This is a genomic window from Aliarcobacter skirrowii CCUG 10374, assembly GCF_003544835.1.
Classification (GTDB): domain Bacteria; phylum Campylobacterota; class Campylobacteria; order Campylobacterales; family Arcobacteraceae; genus Aliarcobacter; species Aliarcobacter skirrowii.
The window spans coordinates 1,487,120-1,509,493 of sequence record NZ_CP032099.1; the positions used below are offsets into that span (position 1 = coordinate 1,487,120).

Below are 22,374 nucleotides of genomic sequence, written 5' to 3' on the forward strand. Positions count from 1 at the left end.
TATTTTTTAAGCCAACTCTACTAAAACTACTAATATAATTTTATCTTATTTAAATATATAGGAATTTTTTATGATAGCAAAGATTGATATTAATTCAATAGAGTTTAAAAATGAGTTAGAAAACACAAAAAAATTTACAAAAGATGTATTAGAAAAACATAATTTAGTATTTAATCCTGATTTCGAAGTTGTTGAATCTATTGAGATGGGACTTACAAGAAATCAACTAATTTATGGGAAAAAATATTGTCCATGTTTTATGGTAATAAAAGAGAGTGAAACTGAAAAAAATAGAGTTTGTCCTTGTGTTCCAGCTCTTACAAAAGAGATTCCAACAAAAGGAAACTGTCACTGTGGAATCTTTTGTACAAAAGATAAAGCAGATGAATTACTTATAGGAATTGATACAAAAGAGGCTATAGTAACTCATAGCAGAGGTCTTACAAAAAATGAGTGTGAAGATTTATTAAACAAAGAAGATATTAGTTCAATTGAACTTGAAGCACTACTTGAAGCTAGAGAGCTAGGAATGGTTGATTTTTTACTTGTTGATACAAGAGAGTGGATGGAGTGGGTAAATGCTAGAATTGAGGGAACTGATTATTTAGTTCCAACAACTTCATTTTATAACTCTCTTGAGCCACTGAATGATAAAAAAGATAGAACTATAATCTTATATTGTCATAGTGGTAGCAGAAGTGCTTATTGTCAAAGAGTTATGCTAAATATGGGATTTAAAAAAGTTATAAACTTAGATTATGGAATTATGACTTGGCAAGGAGAGGTTTTAAGAGGAGAGTAGTGATATTTACTTAAAAATATCACTATACTTTCTTAATAGCTCCATTACAGATATAAAAAGACTAACCATAGCAGGTCCAATTATCATACCCCAAAATCCAAAAGTAGATAATCCTGCAATTATTGAGAAAAATATCAAAAGTGAACTAATATTTGTTCTATTTTTTACAACTTTTTTATTTATATAGTTTATTATTATTGGTTTTATAAATGTATCTGCAATAATTGATATTACAACTATTGAATAAATAGCAATAAATATTGCATTTGATAAAGTTCCTGTACTTGCTTCATATATTGAAACTGGAAGCCACATAATAACTCCACCAATAACGGGAATCAGTGAGGCAAAACCATATAAAACACCAAATAATAAACCGTCGTATCCAAATATTTTTAAGAATACTCCAAATAAAAATCCTTGAAATATTGCTGTTACTAAAATTGAGTAAAAAACTACGCTCATAACGCTTGAAGATTCATTAAATAAAATTGTTGCATCTTCATTATTTATTGGAATAATATTTTTTAAATATTGTGAAATTTGTTTTGAATATAGTGTAAAGAAGAATAAAAATATTAAGATTAAAAACATATCAGCCATAAATTTTGCACTATTTTTACCTAAATATGCACTTAAAGATACAAGTTGTTGCACTAATTTCCCAATATCTAACTTGGAAGTAATACTCTCTATAAAATCATTTAAAAAGCTAAACTCTTTTAATAAACTAAAAAAAGATATTTTTATCTCATTTAAATTATTTACTAAAGTCACTTGATTTACTTGATTAAAATATGTAGCAAAAGAGATAATGCAATACAAAATTGGAATAAAAAATAGTGAAGCCATTGCAAAAGTTATTATTGAAGTTGATAATACCCTATTTTTAATGCTTCTTTCTATTTTTTGATGCATAGAGTTTGTAGCAATTGTAAGAAGTGTTGCTACAAAAATAGATTTTAAAAATGGATTAAATAACTCTACAAGAAAAAATAGTAAAACTATAGAAATTGTTATTAAAAAATATGCTGGTTTCAAAAAAGTTTTCCTTGAAAACTATCATCTAATTTATTACCATCTGGTGGAGTTAATCTAAACATCTCATAAGTTTTAACACTAGCAACTCTTCCACGTGCTGTTCTTTCTATATATCCGTTTGCTAGTAAATATGGCTCAATCGCATCTTCAATTGTCCCCTCATCTTCACTTAAAGCTGCTGCCATAGTTCCCAATCCCATAGGTCTTCCACGATTTGATATAAGAAGTTCAAGTAGATTTATATCCATCTCATCAAAACCATTTTCATTAACCCCTAGCTCATCAAGTGCATATTTGCATCTATCTAGTTTTATGGTTTTATCATTAGCAACTTGAGAAAAATCTCTAACTCTTCTAAGTAGTCTTAATGCAACTCTTGGTGTTCCTCTACTTCTTTTTGAAATCTCTAAAGCTGATTCATCTTCACAAAATATACCTAACTTTACAGAAGCTTTTTGAATAATTTTTGCTAACTCTTCATCTGTATAAAATTGCATTCTAAAATGCATTCCAAATCTCTCTCTAAGAGGATTTGAAAGCATTCCAGCTCTTGTTGTTGCTCCAATTAGTGTAAATCTTGGTAAATCTATCTTTACAGTTTGAGCAGCAGGTCCTGAACCAATTATAATATCAAGTCTATAATCCTCCATAGCTGGATATAAAATCTCTTCAACAGTAGGACTTAAACGATGAATCTCATCAATAAATAGAATATCACCCTCTTCAAGGTTTGTTAAAATTGCTGCTAAATCACCACTCTTTTCTATCATAGGACCAGCTGTTACTTTTATATTTGTACTCATCTCATTTGATATAAGATAAGATAGAGTTGTTTTTCCAAGTCCTGGAGGTCCATAAAATAAAATATGATCAAGCGCTTCAGCTCTTTTTTTAGAAGCATCTATAAAGACTCTAAGATTTTTTTTAATCTTCTCTTGACCTATATAATCATCCCAAGAAGAGGGTCTTAAACTCTGCTCATTTGTCTCTTCTTCAAAAGATACTGATTCAACCTCAACTAATCTTTGCACTATAAAGCTCCGCTTTTAAAATTCATTTTAATACTCTTCCTCTTTTGATGGAAAATTTTGTGTTTGAACATCATCTCTGTAACTATTTACAGCATCTTTTACAAGTTTAGCTCCATTTAAATAGTGTCTTACAAATTTTGGTTTAAAATCTTCAAAAAATCCTAACATATCAGACCAAACTAAAACTTGACCATCACACTCTTTACCAGCTCCAATTCCAATTGTTGGAATTGAAACAGCTTGTGTAATTTTTTGTGCAACATCGCTCATAACACCCTCTATTACAATACAAAATGCTCCAGCTTTCTCTATTGCGATTGCATCACGAATTAACTGCTCTTCATCAATTTTTGTTTTACCTCTAACCTTATATCCACCAACACTTCTTACATATTGAGGCATAAGACCAATATGACCCATAACAGCAATTGAGTTTGATGTAAGATGTTTTACAATATCAGCTCTATCTTCACCACCCTCAATTTTTACAGCACTTGCATTTGTTTTTTTATAAACTTTTACACAGTTTTTTAAAGCTTCATCTTTATTAATATATGTTCCAAAAGGCATATCCATAACAACAAAACTATCTTTTGCACCATTGCAAACAGCATTTGTGTGATAAATCATCTGATCTAGCGTTGCACTTAAAGTATCATCTTTACCAGCAAAACTCATATTCAAACTATCTCCTACAAGTATAATATCAGCACTTTGTGAAAATAGCTTTGCAAACAAAGCATCATATGCTGTAATTACAGTTAGTTTAAATCTATTTTTTGCATTTATAATCTTCGTTATATTCATTTTTTCAAAATTTTGTTTAATTATACTCATAATAAATCCTAAATTAAAATAGATTTGATTATAACTAAAAATAGATTTTAATTCGGTTTTAGATAAAATCAAAAAATTTATTTTTAGGATAAGAGTTGAAAAAATTAGTTGGATATATTACTACTTCTTTACCAAACAACAATTTTACAGTTGATTTGGCATATAGTTTAAAAGATAGTGGAGTTGATATTTTAGAGCTTGGTGTTCCATTTTCAGATCCAGTTGCAGAAGGACCAATTATTGAAAAAGCTAATTTATTGGCTTTAAAAAATGGTTTTAAACTAAATGATCTTTTTGAAGTTTCATCAAAAATTTCAAAAGATATTGACACTTTATGGATGGGATATATGAATCCATTTTATCACTATGGCTTGGAAAACTTCTTAAAAAAAGCAGTTGAATATAGTGTATTGGGAATGGTAATTCCAGATTTACCTTATGAGATGGGTAAAAAATATGAAGAGCTTTTCAAAAAATATAATAAAACAAATATAGCATTTGTAGCTCCAACAACACCTGAAGATAGAATTAAACTACTTGTAGAAAACTCTTCTAAATTTATCTATATGGTTGCTTATGCTGGAATTACAGGAAGCGGAAGAGATGAGGATTTATCACAACTTATAAAAAATGTAAGAAAGTATTCACAAACTCCTTTATATATTGGTTTTGGAATAAATGAAAAAACTTGTAAAGAAAAATCAAAAGATGTTGATGGAGTTATAGTTGGAAGTGCTTTTGTTCAACATCTGCTTGATGATAGTTTAAATAGCAGTGAAAAAATCAAAAAAATATCTTCTTTGGCAAAAGAGATAAAAGAGAAAATAAACGAATAGATGCAGTTTTTTAACCAAGATTTTGAGTTTTTTGAAGAGAATAGAGAGTGTTCCTATTTTGACAATGAATCATCAGATATTAGATACCAATTTTTAAATAGTTGCAGTAGTGAAAACTACCAAAATAAGCTAGAAAGAGGCTGGAGAAGATTTGGTAAGGTTCATTTTGTTCCTGAGTGCAGATCTTGCACAAAATGTGTATCAATTAGAATAGATGTAGCAAACTTTAAATTTTCAAAATCTCAAAAAAGAGTCTTAGCTAAAAACAGAGATACAAAAATCTCAATACGAAATCCAAGTGTTACAATTGAACATTTAGAGCTTTATAACAAATATCATCAATTTATGAATCACAAAAAAAATTGGCCATACAACCCAATAGATTTAGATGACTATATAAAATCTTATGTAGAGGGTGAAAAAGAGTATGCTAGAGAGTTTTTATATTTTAAAGATAATAAATTAATTGGTGTTGCATTAGTTGATATTTTACCAAAATCTATATCTTCAATTTACTGTTTTTATGATCACGATTATAGTGATTTATCTATTGGAAAATTCTCAATTTTATTTCAAATACAGATTGCAAAAGAGTTAAAAATACCATATATTTATTTAGGATATTGGATTAAAGATCATTTTTCAATGGGATATAAAAAGGAGTATATGCCTTTTGAGGTTTTAAAAAATAGAGCAAAATATAACCAAGAGAGTGTTTGGGAAGCTTTTCAATAAATTAGTAGTTGCAAATATTTATGCAACTACCAATTTTGTAATATTATATGCCACAAATGAAACTATCCAAGCAGTTGAAGTTGTAAAAATAAATAGATAAAGCAGATATTTCCATGAACCAGCCTCTTTTGTAAAAACCATAGCAGCAGCTAAACAAGGAATATATAACATTACAAAAACTATAAATGATATTGCTGATTCAAAAGGTATATTCTGTTTTATTTTCTCAACCAAACCTTCACTTGGATTTTCTGGATCTTCATTTGCACCTTGTTTATATAAAATAGATAGAGTTGTAACAACAACCTCTTTTGCTGCTAAACCAGCCTCAAGAGCAACTGTCATCTTCCAATCAAAACCTAAAGGAGCAAACAAAGGTTCACTAAATTTACCAATAACTCCTAAATATGAGTTTTCAAGATTATATAAATCTAACTCATTTTGTAACTCTAATTTTTGATCTTTTGTAGTTGCTAACTCTATTTTAGATTCAAACTCTTCTTGAAGCTCTAAGTTTTTTGGATAATTACTCATAAACCAAATCAAAACTGAAGCGGCTAAAATAAAAGTTCCAGCTTTTTTTAAATACATAAAACCTTTGTTTATAACATCTTTATAAATAAATCTAAATGATGGTAGCCTATACTTTGGCATCTCCATTACAAAAGGTTCATCAACTGATTTAAATACTACATCTCTTAAAATCTTTGCAGCAAACAGCCCAAAAATAGCTCCTGAAATATATATTATAAAAAGAATATTTCCAGCACTTTGAGTTGAAAAAAATGCACCTGCAAAAAGTACATAAATAGGTAATCTAGCACCACATGACATAAATCCAATTATAAACAAAGTTATTAGTCTATCTTTTTGATTTTTTAAAGTTCTTGCTGCCATATAAGCTGGAACAGAGCATCCAAAACCTGTTACTAAAGGTATAAAAGATTTTCCATGCAATCCAAATTTATGAAAAATTCCATCCAATAAAAAAGCAACTCTACTCATATATCCTGTTGATTCTAATAAAGATATTCCTAAAAATAGAATCAAGATATTTGGTAAAAACATAACAACAGCACCAACTCCTGCAACTATTCCATCTGAAAGAAGTAAACTTAGTTGATTTTCACCAAAAAGGTTTTTAATCTCTAAAGATATTGTTGAAAAAGCAATATCGATATAATCCATAGGAACTGCACCTAGCGTAAAAGTCAATTGAAAAAGTATCCACATAAAAAGTAAAAAAATAGGAATTCCTAAATATTTATTCATTAATATAGAATCAATCTTCTGTGTAACACTCTTATTTGAAAAACTATCTACACTTACACACTCTTTTACAGCATTTTTACAAAATTCAAATCTTTGATTAATTGAAGAGATATCTATATTTGATAACTCTTTATTTTTATATGTTTTTATAATCTCTTCTAATAGTTTATCAAGCCCATCTTTTGTTTTAGCACTTGTTTTTACACAAGCTATATTTAAAAAATTTGATAACTTTTTTTCATCTATTAATATACTCTCTTTTTTTGCCTCATCACTCATATTTAAAGCAATTACAATCTTTTTATTCAGTGCCATAAGTTCAGTTGTTAAAAGAAGATTTCTTTGAAGATTTGTAGAATCAACTACATTTAAAATAATATCGTAGTTATTTTTATATAAAAACTCATTTACAACCCTCTCTTCAATTGAATAGTTTGTAAGCGAATAAGAGCCTGGTAGATCAACAATAGTTATGTCAAACTCTTTATAAGAGAAATTTATCTCTTTTTTTTCAACAGTAACTCCTGAAAAATTTCCAACTTTTAATCTTGAGTTAGAAATAGAGTTAATAAGCATAGATTTACCAACATTTGGTTGTCCAACCAATGCAATTTTAATTTTAGTTTTCACAAACTTCTACTTTTATATTATTTGCTTCACTATGTCTTAAAGCAACTTTTGATTTATCTACTCTTATTTCAATAGTTTTTTTTCTTAATGATTTTGCAGTTACACAAACATTTGTACCCTCTACTATTCCAAATGAGTAAAGCCTACTTTTTAAAATATCATCACAACTTATAGCCTTGATTGTAGCTATTTTATTAATATCTAAATCATTTAATGACATATTTACACCTTTTAAAACAATAATGATTATTGTAATATAAAGTTTGATAAATATAGCTTAACCTAAATCAAGATATCTCTAAGTTTGAAATTTATTCAAACTTTAGATATACTAGTAAGCTAAAATTTAAAGAGGTGTTTATATGAAACAAAATAGTGATCAAGAAAAAATAATTGAAGAGCTAAGAAGAATTGTTAAGCAAAAAGGTTTAAAGTACACTGAACAAAGAGAGATAATTTTAAGTGTATTGCTTCAAGCTGATGATCATTTGACTGCTGAAGAGATTTATAATAAAATCAAAAAAGATTATCCTGATTCAAATGTTGGAATAGCTACAGTTTACAGAGCTTTAGGATTTTTAGAGGAGATTGAGCTTATAGCATCTATTAACTTTGGTGCTGAAGGTAAAAAATATGAAAGCAATACAAAATCTCATCACGACCACTTGATTTGTACAGAGTGTGGAGTTATTGTTGAATTTGTAGATGATGAGATTGAAAAAAGACAAGAGAAAATTGCAAAAGCAAATAAATTTAAAATAACTGATCACTCAATGCAACTATATGGAGTTTGTGAAAAATGTCAAAAGTAGTGTTAAACACTACTTTTATACTTCTTTAAAAAAAATCATTGATTTACACTATTCATACATTAAAAAAAGAGAATAAATTTATAAAGTTATTTAATCTATCTTAAGGAAAACAAAAAATGATTATATTAGACAAATCAATAAAAGAGCAGTTCAAAATATTTTGTGAAATAAACAAAATAGATGATATGCAAATTGCAATAAAATATTTTACTATATTTGGAGGACTTAAGATAGAAATAGATACTTCAAAACCAATTTTAGAATTAATAGAAAAACATATTTTAAACAATTACAACTACTATAGAAGTGAGATAAACCATTTAACAGGTGGTTATCATGTAGATCATGCAATTCTTTCAGGAGTTGCACTAGGAGATAGAAAAACTACAAATGCCTTTAAAAGAGCCCATGTAAGCTTTGAAGAGGGTATGAAGTGTGTTGACTCACTATATGAAAAAGAGATTTTAGATATTGATAGTTCTGAACACTTTTTACTTGGTAAAAGGGGTGATTCAAAAGTGGCTAAAAAGCTTATTTTCACCAATCCTTTTCTTAGATTTTGGTTTGCTTTTGTATCTCCTATTTACAAAGGGATTAAAGATGGAAACTATGAGGAGTTTAAAGAGAAATTTAAAAGTAGAGAGTCAGATTTTAGTGATTTTATTTTTGAAGAGTTAGCTTTAGCTTTTATAAAAAATAGTTTTGTAGATAATATAAAACAACACGGTCAATATTGGAATGAAAATATCAATATTCCAATAGTTGCAAAAACTGTTTTAGAAAAAACTATTGTAGGAATGTGCAAATATAGTGATAATAAATTAAAAAAGAGTGAATTTAACAAATTTTTAGAGGATTTAAAAAGTGAAGATATAGCTTATGATATTATAGTTATTTTTACAAAAAATGGTTGCTCTAATGAACTTAAGAATCTAAAAAGTGATACATTAAAGATATTTAATACAAAAAGCTTAAAAGCTTTATTGCTTAATAATTAACTATAATTATTTAATAAATAGACAAAAGAGTGGTCTATTTATTAAAAGAAGAAGAAACTATTGATAGAAACTCATCTTTTGTTTTTTTATCAGATTTAAAAAGTCCTCTTAAAGAAGAAGTTACAGTAGTTGAACAAATTTTTTCAACTCCACGCATCTCCATACACATATGTCTTGCATCAATCATAACAGCAACACCTTTTGGTTTTAAGTGTTCATTTAAAGCATCACAAATTTGTTCAGTCATCTGCTCTTGTATTTGAAGTCTTCTTGCAAAAACATCCACAACTCTAGGAATTTTTGAAAGTCCAACAACTTTTCCATTTGGAATATAAGCAACATGAGCTTTTCCAATAATAGGTAACATATGATGTTCACAAAATGAGTAAAACTCAATATCTTTTACAACAACCATCTCATCATTTGTAGATGTAAAAAGTGCTTTTTGAATAATCTCTTTTGGATCAAGTTTATATCCACTAAACATAAATTCATAAGCTTTTCTAACACGCTTTGGAGTATCTAAAAGCCCCTCTCTATTTACATCTTCATCAATATACTCTAAAATATTTTTTATTGAATTTTCAAACTCAATCTCTTTCATAATTTATAATTCCTTTACAATAATTTTATATCCAACCTTTTTTCTTAAAGATTATCAAAGGTGTAACAGCAGCTAAAACCATAACTCCAATTGAAAAAAGATATCCATACTCCCAATTAAGTTCGGGCATAATCTCAAAGTTCATTCCATAAATACTTGCAATTAGTGTTGGTGGAAGGAAAATTACATTTACAATAGTAAAAATTTTTATAACCTTATTTTGCTCAACACTTAAAAGCCCTATAAATATATTTTGCAAATAATCAATTCTTTCAAAATTAAAATTTGTATGATCAATTAATGATCTAATATCTTTTAACATAATAGGAAGTTCACTCTTATCCTCAGTTATTTTTTGAGATTTTAATAAAGAGTTTAAAATTCTTTGTTTATCCGTTAAATTCTCTCTTATTTTCATATTTAAGTTTTCAAATGAGGACATCTGCTCTAGCAAATCTTCATTTTCAACATCATCATTAAAAGCCTGTTTTCTTATTGCCGCTATATCTCTATTTAACTCTTCAATAATATCAGCATCTGTATCAATTCTAATGTCAATAATTTGAGAAAAAATAGAGTAACCTGTTCTATACTCTCTTGGACTTGCTAGAAGTTTTTTAATTGAAGCATCAAAACTTGCTAATTTTTTATATCTAACACTTATTAACAAATCATCTTGTAAAATAAAAGAAACCGTCTCATTTACTGGATCTTTTTTGTCATTTATAAGAAAATAACTATTTATCTCTATTCTATTTGCTTCTTCCCAATACCTAGAACTTAGCTCAATCTCCTCACTCTCTTGTTTTGTAGGAAACTCTATAGCAAAAATATTTTCAACAGCTTTTACCTCTTGCAAAGTTGGAGAAAACATATCTATCCAAATAACACTCTTTCTATCTTCTATATTTTCTAAAAACTCTAAACCTTGAATTACACTTAATCTATTGCCTTTTTTTACATAACAACTAATCATTAGAGTCCTTTTTATTTTATTAAACTTCCCATTTCCCAAATAGGTGTAAATATTGCTAATACTATAAATAAAATCATACTAGCAATTATTAGTAAAAATAGTGGCTGGATTATGGAAATCATAAGATTTACACTATTTTCAAATCTATGTTTATATATGTTTTTTATCTCAGGAACAACAATCTCTAAACTATTTGTAACTTCACCTGTATTTAGCAGATTTAAAATAATATCATCAAAAATATTTATATCTTTAAAAGCAAAGCAAATACTCTTTCCATTTTCTAGCAAACTATCAATTACGCGGATTTTATCCAATAAATATTTATTCTTTACTAAAAGCTTACTATTTAAAAAAGCTTTGTGAAATTCATACTTTGATTTTTGCATAATATCCACTACTAAAAAAAGTTTATACAGCTGTAAATTTCTTAAAACTATTGAAAATATTGGAATATATTTAATAAATATATAATCTAAGAAATACTCAAATTTCTTACTAATTTTATATAAAAAAATTAAAAAAAGTATCAAAAAGGAAACAATTATAATAAAAATCAGAGAATACTCTTTAAAAAATATCTCCATATTTAATAATATTTTTGTGCTTTGTGGAAGATTCTCTATTTGATTTTGAAAAATAGATTTAAAACTTGGAATAACAAAACTAAAAATAATAAACAAAGAAGCTAAAAATGTAAAAAATAGAAAAATTGGATAGCCTAAGGCTTTATAAAAACTCTTTTTAATACTATCTTGCTCTTTTAAAAGATGATAAATAGCATCTACATTTCTAGCTAAATTTGAGCTATTTTGAGAGATATTTAAAAAATCTTTAACAAAATCTTCTATTACAAATTCATCTAATACTTCAGAAATTGGCATAGAGTTTGAGAGTGCATAATTCATAGCTTGTAAAAATTTTTGAGTTTTTTTATTTTTTTTTGATTTTATTAAAATATCTATTGCATCACTTATATTTATATTTGATTCAAGCATTAAATTTAACTCAAAAAAGATTAATAAAAGCTCTTTTTTAGGAACTCTAACCCTATTTTTAAATTTAATTTCAAATATTGATTTTTTTGCTTTTATAGTTAATATATCAAACTCTTTTTTTATTAATTCAAGTTCAATATCTGTTACAATTTGATTTTTTATTTCACCATTTTTTTGATATGTTATGTTATATTTTTTCATTTATACATACCAGTTTTTCAAGCTCTTCAATAGATGTTTCACTATTTTTTACTTTTAAAAGTCCATCATCAAGCATTGTTTTATAATTTATAGTTTTTAAATATTGCCAAAACTCTTGGCTGCTTGCTTTTTTAAAAATTAAAGATGCGATTATCTCATCTACAAGTAGAAGTTCTGCTATACAAACTCTTTCATAAAACTTTGTATAGTTACACTTTTTGCAACCTTGTGCTTGGCAATATTTACAAAAACTCAAAACCAATCTTTGAGCTAGTGAAGCTTTAAGTGATGTTGAAATCAAATAAGGATCTGCTTGTAAATCAAGTAGTCTTGTAATAGTTTCTAATGAACTATTTGAGTGAATACTAGCAAGAACTAAATGACCTGTAAGTGAAGCTTGAAGAGCAATATCAAGAGAAAACTTATCTCTAATTTCACCAATAAAGATAATATCTGGATCTTGTCTTAAAATATTTTTTAAAACAAGTTCAAAACTAAGCCCTAACTTATTATCTACTGATATTTGATTGATTGAAGGGATTTTATACTCAACTGGATCTTCAACTGTGATTATCTTCTTATCTTCACTATTTAACTCTTTTAAAATTGAGTATAAAGTTGTAGTTTTTCCACTTCCTGTTGGTCCACTAATTAATATAAGTCCTGATTTTAATTTTAATATATTTTTTAAACTATCATAAATATTTTGGCTAAAACCCAAAGTTTGTAGTGATTTATCTATATTTTTATTATCCAAAATTCTTAAAACTATTGATTCAGCATCAATAGTTGGCATAGAAGAGAATCTAAAATCATACTTTTTATTCTCTATAACTCTTGAGAAGCGGCCATCTAGTGGCAAGCGTGTTTGTGTCATATCAAGATTACAAATTAATTTTATATAAGAGGAAATTATTTTAAAAAATTCAATCGAAAAACTAAAAAATATATTCAATTTTCCATCAATTCTAAACTTAAAAAGTGTCAAATTTTCATAAGATTCAATATGTATATCACTAGCTCTTTTCTCTATTGAAAATAGAATCAAACTATCCAAAAAACTAGCAGTTGATAGATTTTCACTATTTAATTTTAATGCATTTCTTGCTTTTTCATAAAGTGATATTTTTATTTCAATATCTAATAGTAGAAACAAAATCTCTCTTTTTTCAAATTTTTTAAAATTTATATGTTTTACAAAATTATGTTTAAAATTTAAAATATCAAAATCTTCACAAACAGCCAAAGTCAAAGATATACCATCTTCATAAATTGGTACTATCTCATTTTTTAAGAAAAATTCAACACCATATTTAGTAAATATTGAAAAATCTATTTTAGTTTTTAAAAGAGTCATATTGATGCACCTTTAGTTCTAATTTTTGATTTTCAAACTCCAATAAAACACTATTGTTATCTGAAATTTTTACTCTAAAATGTTTATAAAAACTATCATTTTCTATCCAAATATTATCTATTAAAACAAAATTTCCAACAATCGCAGTAAGATTTGGTATCTTACTTTTTAAATCCTTTTTATCGCTTTTTTCTAAAATTAAATCTCTTATAATATTTTGTTTATTTTTTATATAATATTTTGAAAAATCTATATTTAAATCAAAAAAATAGTCATCAGATTTAATTTTTTTTAGACTAAAACTACTTATATTTGAGAAGTCATTAAATTTTTCAATATCTATTAAAAACTTAATCAAACTATTTTTTGATGATTTTGCAACCACTCTAATCTCATCTTTAAAATTCTCTATTTTTTGAATAAAAACTTTGTTTTCATTTGCTATTTCGCCAATTTGTTTTGATATCTCTATTAATGGTGTACTATTTTTCTTATTTAAAATATCATAAATTTTAGAATCTTTCTCTTCTAAACTATTTTTAAAAACAACATTATTAAAAATAGCAAATATTAAAAAAAATATTAAAATAGGAAGTAATACTAGCTGTATTTTTGTTTTTATTTTGCTATTAATGAAGCTATTATTTAGATAATTTAACATCTATTGTTGCCCTAAAGATATCTTTATCATCTAAAAAATTTATTGAACTTTGCTCTATTTTGTTAAAACTATTTAAAAAATTATTAATATTATCTTTATTTGGAGATTCAACAACAATTTTTGCAAAATCTGTTTTATAATCAAAAATAATAATATCAACAAAGGTAGAGTTTGCATCTTTTAAAGTTTTATAAAATCTATCTTCAAAACTAACAAACTCATGATTTTTTAATATCATATTTGGATCTATATTTTTTAAAGCAAAATCTTTTTCATACTCATTTTTAAAATAACTTATTGAAAAAATTGTAAAAATAAAAATATATAAAACAAAAAGATAAAAACTAAAATCTTTTGATAAATTGACTCTTTTTAACTCCTGCTTATAGCTCTTTTTTGATTTTCTTAAAAAATCATCTTCTAGGATTTTTAAATCATCTTTTGATAAATTTTTTATATATTTAAAATCTATATTGAATTTTTTATCTAAAAATGTTAAAAGTTCAGAGTTTTCAATTTTTTGATTTATTTTTTGAAGGTAGTATAGTTTTTTATCTTTAAAAATTACAAAAAAATTCTCGCAAATAAATAAAGAAAATCCTATAAAATCGAACTCCTTTATCTCTTTTATAATCTCATACTCAAAATATTTAAAAGATTTATCCATAATAAAGAGTTGATACTCTTTTGTTTTTTCGACAAAATTTATATAAATTTTCTGATTTTTTTCAATTTTTATATTTTTTAGGTTTAAATTTGTTGATATATAATCTTTTAGAAAATTATCATTTATCTTCTCTTTTACCTCAAAATCAACAATAGTTATATCTAAAACTGTTGCGATAAAAGACAATTTAAACCCCCTTAAAAAATAAGTTTAACTATCGAATTCATACCCCATAGATTTTAAAGCATCTTTATTTTTTGTCCAATTTTTCTTTACACTAACAAATAACTCAAGAAAACATTTTTTACCACTAAGTTTTTCAATTTTTAATCTTGAAGCTTTCCCAATTCTTTTGATTGCTGTTGCATTTTGACCAATAATCATACCTTTTTGGCTATCTTTTTGAACAATAATTTTTGCTTTTATTACATCAACATTTGGTTTCTCTTCAATTTTATTTATCATAACATCAGCTTCATAAGGAATCTCATCACTAATATTTTCAAAGATAGCCTCTCTAATAAACTCTTTGTATATATCTCTTAAATGTTCTGTTGTGATAATCTCTGGATCAAATAAATATGGATGAACTGGTAAATATTTTACAACCTCATCTAAAATATCAGATTTTTTAGTAGCTTTTTTTATAGATATTGGAATAATTGCCTCATATTTATCACTATATTTTTCATACTCTTTAAGTTTGCTCATAAGCTCTTCATTATTTACAAAATCTATTTTTGTAAGAAGTAAAATATGTTTTGTATTTTTTTTATTTTTCTCTAAAAAATCTTCATAATATTTTAAACTATCAGTTACTGGAGCTAAAAAAAGTATCAAATCACAATCTCCAATAGCTTTTAGTGCTTCATCAAGCATAAATTTGTTTAAAAGTTTTTCTGTCTCATGAATTCCTGGAGTATCTACAAAAACAATCTGGTCATCTTCGTGCATAACTATAATATTTGATCTTTTTCTAGTTGCATTTGCTTTGTGTGAAACCATAGCAATCTTTTCACCAACAAGCCAGTTTAAAAGTGAACTTTTACCTGCATTTGGTCTTCCTACAACTGAAACATATCCGCATTTTGTCATTAATTTGCCTTTTTTAATAAATAGTTATAATAGTAACATAATTTTAATTTCAAAATTAAGAAAAACTCCATTTATAACTACCTTCTTCTAAAATTTAAACTTTTTAATAAATCACTTTTAGTAATAAGTTCATTATTATTTATATCAGCAATAGTTCTTGCCACTTTTAAAACTTTATTTATACTTCTAAAAGATAAGCAGTAGTTAATTCTTGCTTTTTCAAGTATTTGCTTACTCTCATCATCTAAAATACAATATTTTTTTATATCCTCATCATTAAGTTTCCCATTTAACTCTTTTTGTCCTCTTTGCTTTTGTTTAATAAAAGCATTTATAACACTTTCATGAAGCTCTTTAGAGCTTACAATATTTTTATTATCATTAAAACTATCATTCATAACTAAATATAGATCAATCCTATCCAAAAATGGCTCGCTAAGCCTATTTTTATATCTTTGTATCTCTAAGCTATTACATCTGCACTCTTTTACACTTGAAAGTAAATTTCCACAAGGACAAGGATTAAGTGCTGCTACAAATATGAACTTTGTCTCATAAACTATTTTGTTATTTACCCTTGATATTAATATTTTATTATCCTCAAGTGGCTCTCTTAATGCTTCTAAAATATGATTTGGAAAGTGTGGTAATTCATCAAAAAATAAAATACCATTGTTGCTAAGTGCAACTTCTCCCATAGAGTTTGAACCGCCCAAAATTGAAGATTTTGTTGCAGTGTGATGAGGATTTCTAAAAGCTCTTATTGGTTTAAAATCAACTTCAAGCATATCAAGAGCTTGAAGTTTTGCTTTCTCTAAAATCTCTTCTAAACTCATAGGAGTTAAAATATACTGTAACCTTTTTGCAATCATAGATTTACCACAACCTGGACTGCCTTCCATAATAAAATTGTGATTCCCAGCAGCACAAATAATAGCTGCATACTTAGCCATATCTTGACCTAAAATATCACTAAAATCATTTAAATAGCTCTCATCATAGTAGTAAGTTTCATCATTTATAATAATTTTTTTATATGGTAAAATCTCATTTTGATATAAAAATTGCTCTTTTTTATCACTTTTTACAAAATTTATAGCATCATTTAAATTATCAACAACAAAAATCTCAATATTTGGAATATTTGCCAACTTTTTTGCACTCTCTTTACAAACAGCAACTTTTTTTAGCTCTCCTTGTTTTGCTAATGACAATACTATTGCAAATATGTGATTTGTATCTTTTACTTTACCATCAAGTGCTAACTCTCCAAAGAAAAATATATCATCAAAAAATAGCTTTGTTTCATTAAAAAGTGCAACTTGTAAAGCTATTGCTAAATCAAAATGTGTTCCCCTTTTACTCAATTCAGATGGTGAGAGGTTAATTGTTATTTTTAGAGGAGGAAATTTATAATCATTTGTTAAAAGTGAAGATTTAACTCTATCTTTTGACTCATTTATACTTGCACTTACCATTCCTACTATTGTAAAACTTGGCATTCCTCTTGTAAATGTTGATTCAACATCAACTACAGTTGCATCAATTGAAGATAGTGTTGCAGATTTTATAACTTTCATTATAGCCTCTTTAAGATTTTTTTGATTTTACAATATTTAAATAAATAATGCAAAAATGTATTTTTTATGATAGAATTTACACCTAAATCTTAATTTGGGCTAAAGGGGAAAATATGTCTACAAGTAAGAAGCTTTTTTTGACTATGTTTTTTAACATAATAACTTTGGTTTTTATAATTTCTATATCATTTTTTATTGCTAAAAAAAATATTGAACTTATCATTAACAAAGATTTAGAAACTCTTGGTGAGTCAATATACTCTTTAAGCTCTTTATATGCAAAAAATGATCCAAAAGGTTATGAAAAAGATGAGTTTAAAAATGCTATAAAAGCGATAAAAATTGGTAAAAGTGGTTATATATATTTTGTAGATAAAGATGGAAATATTACAATACATCCAACTATTGAAGGGAAAAACCTATCATCTTTAGATTTTATTAAAACAATAACTTCAAGTAATGAAGGAAGTGGCATAATAGAGTATTACACAGATGTAACAAATCAAGATAAAATCATATATTACAAATACATTCCTGAGTGGGAAATGTGGCTGGTTCCAGGTATAAACAAAGAGGACTATTTAGAAGATATATATTTTGAGTTCTTTTATAAAATTGTCCTTCTTGGTGCTTTAATTATTATTTTACAACTTTTTATATTTTTCTTTATTGCAAAAGGAATCACAAACAGAATAAAAGAGTTTTCTATGCACTTTAGAGAGTTTATAAATTTTATTACATATAAACAAAATAGAATTGATAAACGAGAGATAAAAGGTGATTGCGAATTCTCAACAATGACAAAAGATATCAATAGTGCAATTGATGAGTTTGATAATAAATTTAAAATTGATATGAGAGTTATTGGAGAGAGTGTTTTAACTTTTGATAAATTAAGAAAGGGTATATTTAGTTGTAGAGTAAAATCAGATAGTTCTAATCCTATGATTAATACATTGAAAAATACAATTAATGAAGCTATTGATGACTTAGAAACTTATATGAAAGATATTGAAAAAGTTCTTAAATCTTATAGTTTAAATGATTATAAAGATAGACTAAAAATTAGTAAGCAAATATCAAATCCATCGAACTTATTACAAGTTATGGAGGGTGTTAATAGTTTGGGTGATACTTTAGCAACTCAAGCTAAAAATGGACTTGAAGATGGAAATGTATTAGAAAATAATTCACAAACATTAAAAAACTCACTTGAGAATTTAAGTTCAAAAATTACAAAACAGATTGAGAGTTTAAGAGAGACAACAGTAGCTGTACAAACAATTTCAGAAATTACAAAAAATAACTCTAAAAATACTAATGAGATGTCAAATCTAGCAGAAATTGTAAAACAAGCCGTTGAAGATGGTTATAAACTTGCAAACCAAACAACTCTATCTATGGATGAGATAAATGCTAAAGTTACAGCTATAAACGAAGCAATTACAATTATTGATCAAATAGCATTTCAAACAAATATTTTAAGCCTAAACGCTGCAGTTGAAGCGGCAACTGCTGGAGAAGCTGGTAAAGGTTTTGCAGTTGTTGCTGGTGAGGTGAGAAATCTAGCAAATAAAAGTGCAGAAGCAGCAAATGATATAAAAAATCTAGTTGAATTAGCTAATTCAAAAGCCTATGAAGGAAAATCAATATCTAGCAAAATGCAAGATGGATATAAAGCTCTACATTCTCATATATCACAAACTTTAAAAATTATTCAAAGCGTAAGTGATGCAGCAAATGAGCAAATGGTTGGAATTAATCAAGTTAATGAAACTATTACTATTTTAGATCAAATATCAAAAGAGAATGAAAAAGAGACAATACTTATAAATGATATATCAAATGTAGTTTCGCAAATGGCGGCTGAAGCATTAGAAGATGCTAAAAGTAAAAAGTTTTAAAGGATAATCTATGAGCAATAAAGAGAAAATTTTAGATGATTACGCGTTTTTAGTTAGCGAAACTGATGAAAAAGGTGTTATACGATTTGCAAACAGAGATTTTTGCAATATTGCTGAGTATGAAATTGAAGAACTAATTGGAAAACCTCATAATGTTGTAAGACATAAAGATATGCCAAAAGTTGCATTTAAAGATCTTTGGGAAACAGTTAAAAAAGGTAATATTTGGACAGGTTATGTAAAAAATGCTACAAAAAATGGTGACTTTTATTGGGTTTTTGCAACTGTTTATCCATTTATTTCATGCGATGGAACAAAAGGTTATCTATCTTGTAGAAGAAAAGCTTCAAGAGATGAGATTGAAAAAATGTCAAAAATTTATGAAGAGCTTATAAAACAAGAGTAAGTTAATTTAATATTACTAAGATATAATTTCAACAAAAATAGGAATTTTTATGTCAGAGATGATAAATTGTCCAGATTGTGGAAATGAAATCTTATCACAAATGGGTACAATTTGCCCAAACTGTAAATATACAGTTGGTTATTTTAATGGTGAAAAGAGAAGAAAAAATTATGGAAGATTTTTTGCTTTAACTATTTTTGCTCCATTTTTCTCAATTTTTACTGTTATTTTTACTCAAATAAATATTTATAGTTTTATAGCAGCAACTATTTTAGCAATTTATTTAGCATATAAATCTTGTCCGATAAATTTTAAAGATGTTTTTGTAACACTATTTGAAAAGTTTTTTTTCTGGTCTGTTTGGATTTTTATGAATAGTTTTTTATTAATTTTAATATTAAATATTATAAGCAAGAGATTATAAAAATAGTTAACTATTTTTTAGTCTTTTTTCTATTTTTATACTCTTTTTCAAATTTTTGTCTTTTTATAAAAGATAAATTTTCTATAAAAACATGCCCAGATAAGTGCTCCATCTCATGTTGCCAAGCAACAGCTAAAAAATCTTCGCACTCCATAACTTGTTTTTCTCCAAATCTATTAAAATACTCAACAATAATATGCTTTGCTCTGGTAATATCTTCATAAAATCCAGGAACACTTAAGCATCCCTCTTGGTAAACTTGAACTCCATCTTTATGAGTAATTACTGGATTTATAGCCTCTATTAAATCATTTTTATCTTGTACATCATCTTGATTTGGAAGGTTTATTATAAGAACATTTAAAGGAACAGCAACTTGAATAGCAGCAAGTCCAACTCCAGAAGCATTCATCATCGTTTCATACATATCATCTAAAAGAGTGTGAAGTTCGCTATCAAACTTCACTACATCCTTTGATTTTGTTCGAAGTAATTTATTTGGATATGTAATTATCTCTCTAATCATCTATATCTCTTAATTGTGTCTTTCAATAACTTTATCAACAAGTCCATAATCACAAGCTTCTTGAGCACTCATAAAATTATCTCTATCTGTATCTTTTTCAATAGTTTTAACATCTTGACCAGTTTGAGAAGCCAATATAGAGTTCAAAGTATCTTTTAATCTTTGAATTTCTCGTGCTTGAATTTGAATATCAGTTGCCTGACCACGTGCGCCACCAAGTGGTTGATGAATCATAATTCTTGAATTTGGTAGAGAGTATCTTTTACCTTTTGTTCCTGAACTAAGTAAAAAAGCTCCCATAGATGCAGCTTGACCAATACAAATAGTACAAACATCTGGTTTTATGTAGTTCATAGTATCAAATATTGACATTCCACTTGTCACAACTCCACCTGGAGAGTTTATATATAAATATATATCTTTTTCTGGATCTTCAGCTTCTAAGAAAAGAAGTTGTGCAACAACTGTTGAAGATACTGCATCATTTATCTCTCCACTAAGCATGATGATTCTATCTTTTAAAAGTCGTGAATAAATATCATAACTTCGTTCACCTCGACCAGTTTTCTCAACTACATATGGTATATAACTCATCATTTATCCTAAAAATTATTTTGCTTTCTCATCAAAAAGTTTAGCAAGAACTTTCTCTTCTATCATTGACATTTTAATAGCAGGTAAATACCCAGCTTGTTGATATTGCTTAATTAACTCTTGTGGATTTTGTCCCATTTGTAAAGCTTCAAAATATAAAATTTGTGTAACTTCTTGATCATTTACTTCAACTTTTTCAGCTTTTGCTAAAGCATCAACAATAAATGTTGCTTTTACAGAATTAACAGCATCTTCTTTTAACTCTTCTCTTATTTTTTCAATTTTAGAAGCATCTTCTTTTAACTCATTGATTTGCTCTTCTGTAAAACTTCTTATTTTATTATTAAGTGCAAAATTAATCTCTTGCTCAACAACAGTTTTAGGTAGTGCAAAATTAATATTTTTTACTAAATTTTCAATAAACTTTGGTTTTAAATCTTCTCTATAGTAAGTAGCTTTTTCACCAGCAACCATCTGCTCTTTTATTCTATCTCTTAAAGTATCAACTGTTGCATCTTTTTCATTTGGAAGCATTTGTTTAGCAAACTCATCAGTAATTTCACCAGCTTTTCTCTCTTGAATTTCGTGAAGTTTTACTTTAAATACAGCCTCTTTTCCAGCTAAATCTTTTGCTTGATACTCTTTTGGGAAAGTTACAACTACATCTTTCTCTTCTTCATATTTCATACCAATAACTTGATCTTCAAATCCTGGAATAAATGAACCTGTTCCTACTTGTAGTGGATACTTTTCAGCTTTTCCACCTTCAAATGCAACACCATCTACAAATCCTTCAAAATCAATAACTGCAAAATCACCATCTTTTACTGCTCTTTTTCTTGCAATTTTTGTCAAAGGTGCTGATTGACTTGCAATCTCTTCTATTCTTTCATCAATTTTTTTAGCATCAATCTCAATAGCTTTAACATCTGGTAATAGTTTTTTGTAATCACCTAAATCAATATTTGGTTTTGTAGCAACTGATATTTCAACTTCAATATCTCCATTATCTTTTTTATCAAATTTTGAAATAGTAGGCTCTCCGATTAGATCTTCATTTTTAACATTAAGCTCTTTTAATCCACTATTTAAAACATCTCGAATAGCTTCACCTTCAGCATCTTCTAAAAGTTTATCAGCATATCTTTGTTTTACAACTGCAACAGGAACTTTTCCTTTTCTAAATCCTTGAATATTCATAGTTTTAGCTGCTTGTGTAGCAACCTTATCAAGTTTTTTTTCAATGTTCTCTTTTTTTAATGTAGCAACTATCTCAATATTTGCTTCATCAACTCTATTTGTTTTAAATTCCATTAAATTTACTCCGAATTTTTAAATTTAGCAAATATTTTATCTAAAAGTTTATAAGGTTTTTATTAAGGTAAAA

Annotated in this window: 24 protein-coding genes; 8 read left to right on the forward strand and 16 right to left on the reverse strand. The window is 26.6% G+C overall.

What is annotated here, in order from left to right; all coding sequences use genetic code 11:
• Window positions 1-70: 70 nt before the first annotated feature.
• Window positions 71-802, forward strand: a complete 732-nt coding sequence (locus ASKIR_RS07795) for a ferredoxin-thioredoxin reductase catalytic domain-containing protein (protein ID WP_066407420.1) — start codon at window positions 71-73, stop codon at window positions 800-802.
• Window positions 803-808: 6 nt separating this feature from the next.
• Here the strand turns inward: ASKIR_RS07795 and ASKIR_RS07800 are convergent, their stop codons facing one another.
• The 3 genes from ASKIR_RS07800 to panB are packed head-to-tail and all read right to left on the reverse strand — an operon-like array spanning window position 809 to window position 3,711.
• Window positions 809-1,843 (reverse strand): AI-2E family transporter, encoded by a 1,035-nt coding sequence (locus tag ASKIR_RS07800; protein WP_066407422.1) that lies wholly within the window; start codon window positions 1,841-1,843, stop codon window positions 809-811.
• Window positions 1,840-2,874, reverse strand: coding sequence for a Holliday junction branch migration DNA helicase RuvB (gene ruvB / locus ASKIR_RS07805; protein WP_066407425.1), 1,035 nt, complete (start codon window positions 2,872-2,874; stop codon window positions 1,840-1,842). Before ruvB ends, ASKIR_RS07800 begins: the two co-directional genes overlap by 4 nt.
• A gap of 27 nt (window positions 2,875-2,901) precedes the next feature.
• The gene (panB, locus tag ASKIR_RS07810; RefSeq protein WP_066407428.1) at window positions 2,902-3,711 is read right to left on the reverse strand and encodes a 3-methyl-2-oxobutanoate hydroxymethyltransferase; all 810 of its coding nucleotides are present in this window, start codon (window positions 3,709-3,711) and stop codon (window positions 2,902-2,904) included.
• Between the two features lie 95 nt (window positions 3,712-3,806).
• Here panB and trpA point away from each other — a divergent pair, with 95 nt between their 5' ends.
• Window positions 3,807-4,547, forward strand: a complete 741-nt coding sequence (gene trpA / locus ASKIR_RS07815; RefSeq protein WP_066354808.1) for a tryptophan synthase subunit alpha — start codon at window positions 3,807-3,809, stop codon at window positions 4,545-4,547.
• On the forward strand, window positions 4,548-5,282 hold the full coding sequence (locus ASKIR_RS07820) for an arginyltransferase (RefSeq protein ID WP_066349987.1): 735 nt from the start codon (window positions 4,548-4,550) through the stop codon (window positions 5,280-5,282).
• Between the two features lie 18 nt (window positions 5,283-5,300).
• Here ASKIR_RS07820 and feoB read toward each other — a convergent pair whose 3' ends face one another.
• Entirely contained in the window at window positions 5,301-7,184 is a 1,884-nt protein-coding gene (gene feoB, locus ASKIR_RS07825; RefSeq protein WP_115588172.1) for a ferrous iron transport protein B, read from the reverse strand.
• Entirely contained in the window at window positions 7,174-7,404 is a 231-nt protein-coding gene (locus ASKIR_RS07830) for a FeoA family protein (RefSeq protein ID WP_066349986.1), read from the reverse strand. Before ASKIR_RS07830 ends, feoB begins: the two co-directional genes overlap by 11 nt.
• A gap of 142 nt (window positions 7,405-7,546) precedes the next feature.
• Between ASKIR_RS07830 and ASKIR_RS07835 the strand changes: the two genes are divergently transcribed.
• Window positions 7,547-7,996 carry a Fur family transcriptional regulator gene (locus ASKIR_RS07835; protein WP_066349985.1) on the forward strand — a complete coding sequence of 150 codons (450 nt, stop codon included), beginning with the start codon at window positions 7,547-7,549 and terminating at the stop codon, window positions 7,994-7,996.
• A 116-nt stretch (window positions 7,997-8,112) separates the two neighbouring features.
• The gene (locus ASKIR_RS07840; RefSeq protein ID WP_066159000.1) at window positions 8,113-8,994 is read left to right on the forward strand and encodes a DUF234 domain-containing protein; all 882 of its coding nucleotides are present in this window, start codon (window positions 8,113-8,115) and stop codon (window positions 8,992-8,994) included.
• A 34-nt stretch (window positions 8,995-9,028) separates the two neighbouring features.
• On the opposite strand, the gene folE is transcribed toward ASKIR_RS07840, so the two are convergent.
• The 8 genes from folE to ASKIR_RS07880 form a co-directional block, all read right to left on the reverse strand.
• A complete protein-coding gene (folE, locus tag ASKIR_RS07845) occupies window positions 9,029-9,601 on the reverse strand; it encodes a GTP cyclohydrolase I FolE (protein ID WP_066159002.1) in 573 nt (190 codons plus the stop codon).
• A 22-nt stretch (window positions 9,602-9,623) separates the two neighbouring features.
• Window positions 9,624-10,574 (reverse strand): magnesium/cobalt transporter CorA, encoded by a 951-nt coding sequence (corA, locus tag ASKIR_RS07850; protein WP_066159005.1) that lies wholly within the window; start codon window positions 10,572-10,574, stop codon window positions 9,624-9,626.
• Between the two features lie 11 nt (window positions 10,575-10,585).
• Window positions 10,586-11,773 carry a type II secretion system F family protein gene (locus ASKIR_RS07855; protein WP_066349983.1) on the reverse strand — a complete coding sequence of 396 codons (1,188 nt, stop codon included), beginning with the start codon at window positions 11,771-11,773 and terminating at the stop codon, window positions 10,586-10,588.
• On the reverse strand, window positions 11,760-13,130 hold the full coding sequence (locus ASKIR_RS07860) for a GspE/PulE family protein (RefSeq protein ID WP_066159011.1): 1,371 nt from the start codon (window positions 13,128-13,130) through the stop codon (window positions 11,760-11,762). The genes ASKIR_RS07855 and ASKIR_RS07860 overlap by 14 nt, the downstream gene beginning before the upstream one ends.
• A complete protein-coding gene (locus tag ASKIR_RS07865) occupies window positions 13,111-13,791 on the reverse strand; it encodes a hypothetical protein (protein WP_066349982.1) in 681 nt (226 codons plus the stop codon). The genes ASKIR_RS07860 and ASKIR_RS07865 overlap by 20 nt, the downstream gene beginning before the upstream one ends.
• A complete protein-coding gene (locus tag ASKIR_RS07870) occupies window positions 13,772-14,644 on the reverse strand; it encodes a hypothetical protein (RefSeq protein ID WP_066349981.1) in 873 nt (290 codons plus the stop codon). The genes ASKIR_RS07865 and ASKIR_RS07870 overlap by 20 nt, the downstream gene beginning before the upstream one ends.
• Before the next feature lie 24 nt (window positions 14,645-14,668).
• Complete coding sequence (era, locus tag ASKIR_RS07875; RefSeq protein WP_066349979.1) at window positions 14,669-15,553, reverse strand: GTPase Era; 885 nt, start codon at window positions 15,551-15,553, stop codon at window positions 14,669-14,671.
• A gap of 77 nt (window positions 15,554-15,630) precedes the next feature.
• Complete coding sequence (locus tag ASKIR_RS07880) at window positions 15,631-17,133, reverse strand: YifB family Mg chelatase-like AAA ATPase (RefSeq protein ID WP_115588171.1); 1,503 nt, start codon at window positions 17,131-17,133, stop codon at window positions 15,631-15,633.
• Between the two features lie 113 nt (window positions 17,134-17,246).
• On the opposite strand from ASKIR_RS07880, the gene ASKIR_RS07885 reads away from it, so the two are divergent.
• Genes ASKIR_RS07885 through ASKIR_RS07895 form a run of 3 tightly spaced genes read left to right on the forward strand, consistent with a single transcriptional unit; the run spans window position 17,247 to window position 19,867 of the window.
• Window positions 17,247-19,037: a methyl-accepting chemotaxis protein gene (locus ASKIR_RS07885; protein ID WP_115588170.1), complete on the forward strand. Its 1,791-nt coding sequence runs from the start codon at window positions 17,247-17,249 to the stop codon at window positions 19,035-19,037.
• Window positions 19,038-19,047: 10 nt separating this feature from the next.
• Window positions 19,048-19,443, forward strand: coding sequence for a PAS domain-containing protein (locus ASKIR_RS07890; protein ID WP_066158661.1), 396 nt, complete (start codon window positions 19,048-19,050; stop codon window positions 19,441-19,443).
• Between the two features lie 49 nt (window positions 19,444-19,492).
• Complete coding sequence (locus ASKIR_RS07895) at window positions 19,493-19,867, forward strand: hypothetical protein (protein WP_066158663.1); 375 nt, start codon at window positions 19,493-19,495, stop codon at window positions 19,865-19,867.
• A 10-nt stretch (window positions 19,868-19,877) separates the two neighbouring features.
• Here ASKIR_RS07895 and def read toward each other — a convergent pair whose 3' ends face one another.
• Genes def through tig form a run of 3 tightly spaced genes read right to left on the reverse strand, consistent with a single transcriptional unit; the run spans window position 19,878 to window position 22,301 of the window.
• Entirely contained in the window at window positions 19,878-20,393 is a 516-nt protein-coding gene (def, locus tag ASKIR_RS07900) for a peptide deformylase (RefSeq protein ID WP_066349843.1), read from the reverse strand.
• Between the two features lie 9 nt (window positions 20,394-20,402).
• On the reverse strand, window positions 20,403-20,987 hold the full coding sequence (gene clpP, locus ASKIR_RS07905; RefSeq protein WP_066158668.1) for an ATP-dependent Clp endopeptidase proteolytic subunit ClpP: 585 nt from the start codon (window positions 20,985-20,987) through the stop codon (window positions 20,403-20,405).
• 15 nt (window positions 20,988-21,002) lie between these two features.
• Entirely contained in the window at window positions 21,003-22,301 is a 1,299-nt protein-coding gene (gene tig / locus ASKIR_RS07910; protein ID WP_066158672.1) for a trigger factor, read from the reverse strand.
• Between the last annotated feature and the right edge of the window lie 73 nt (window positions 22,302-22,374).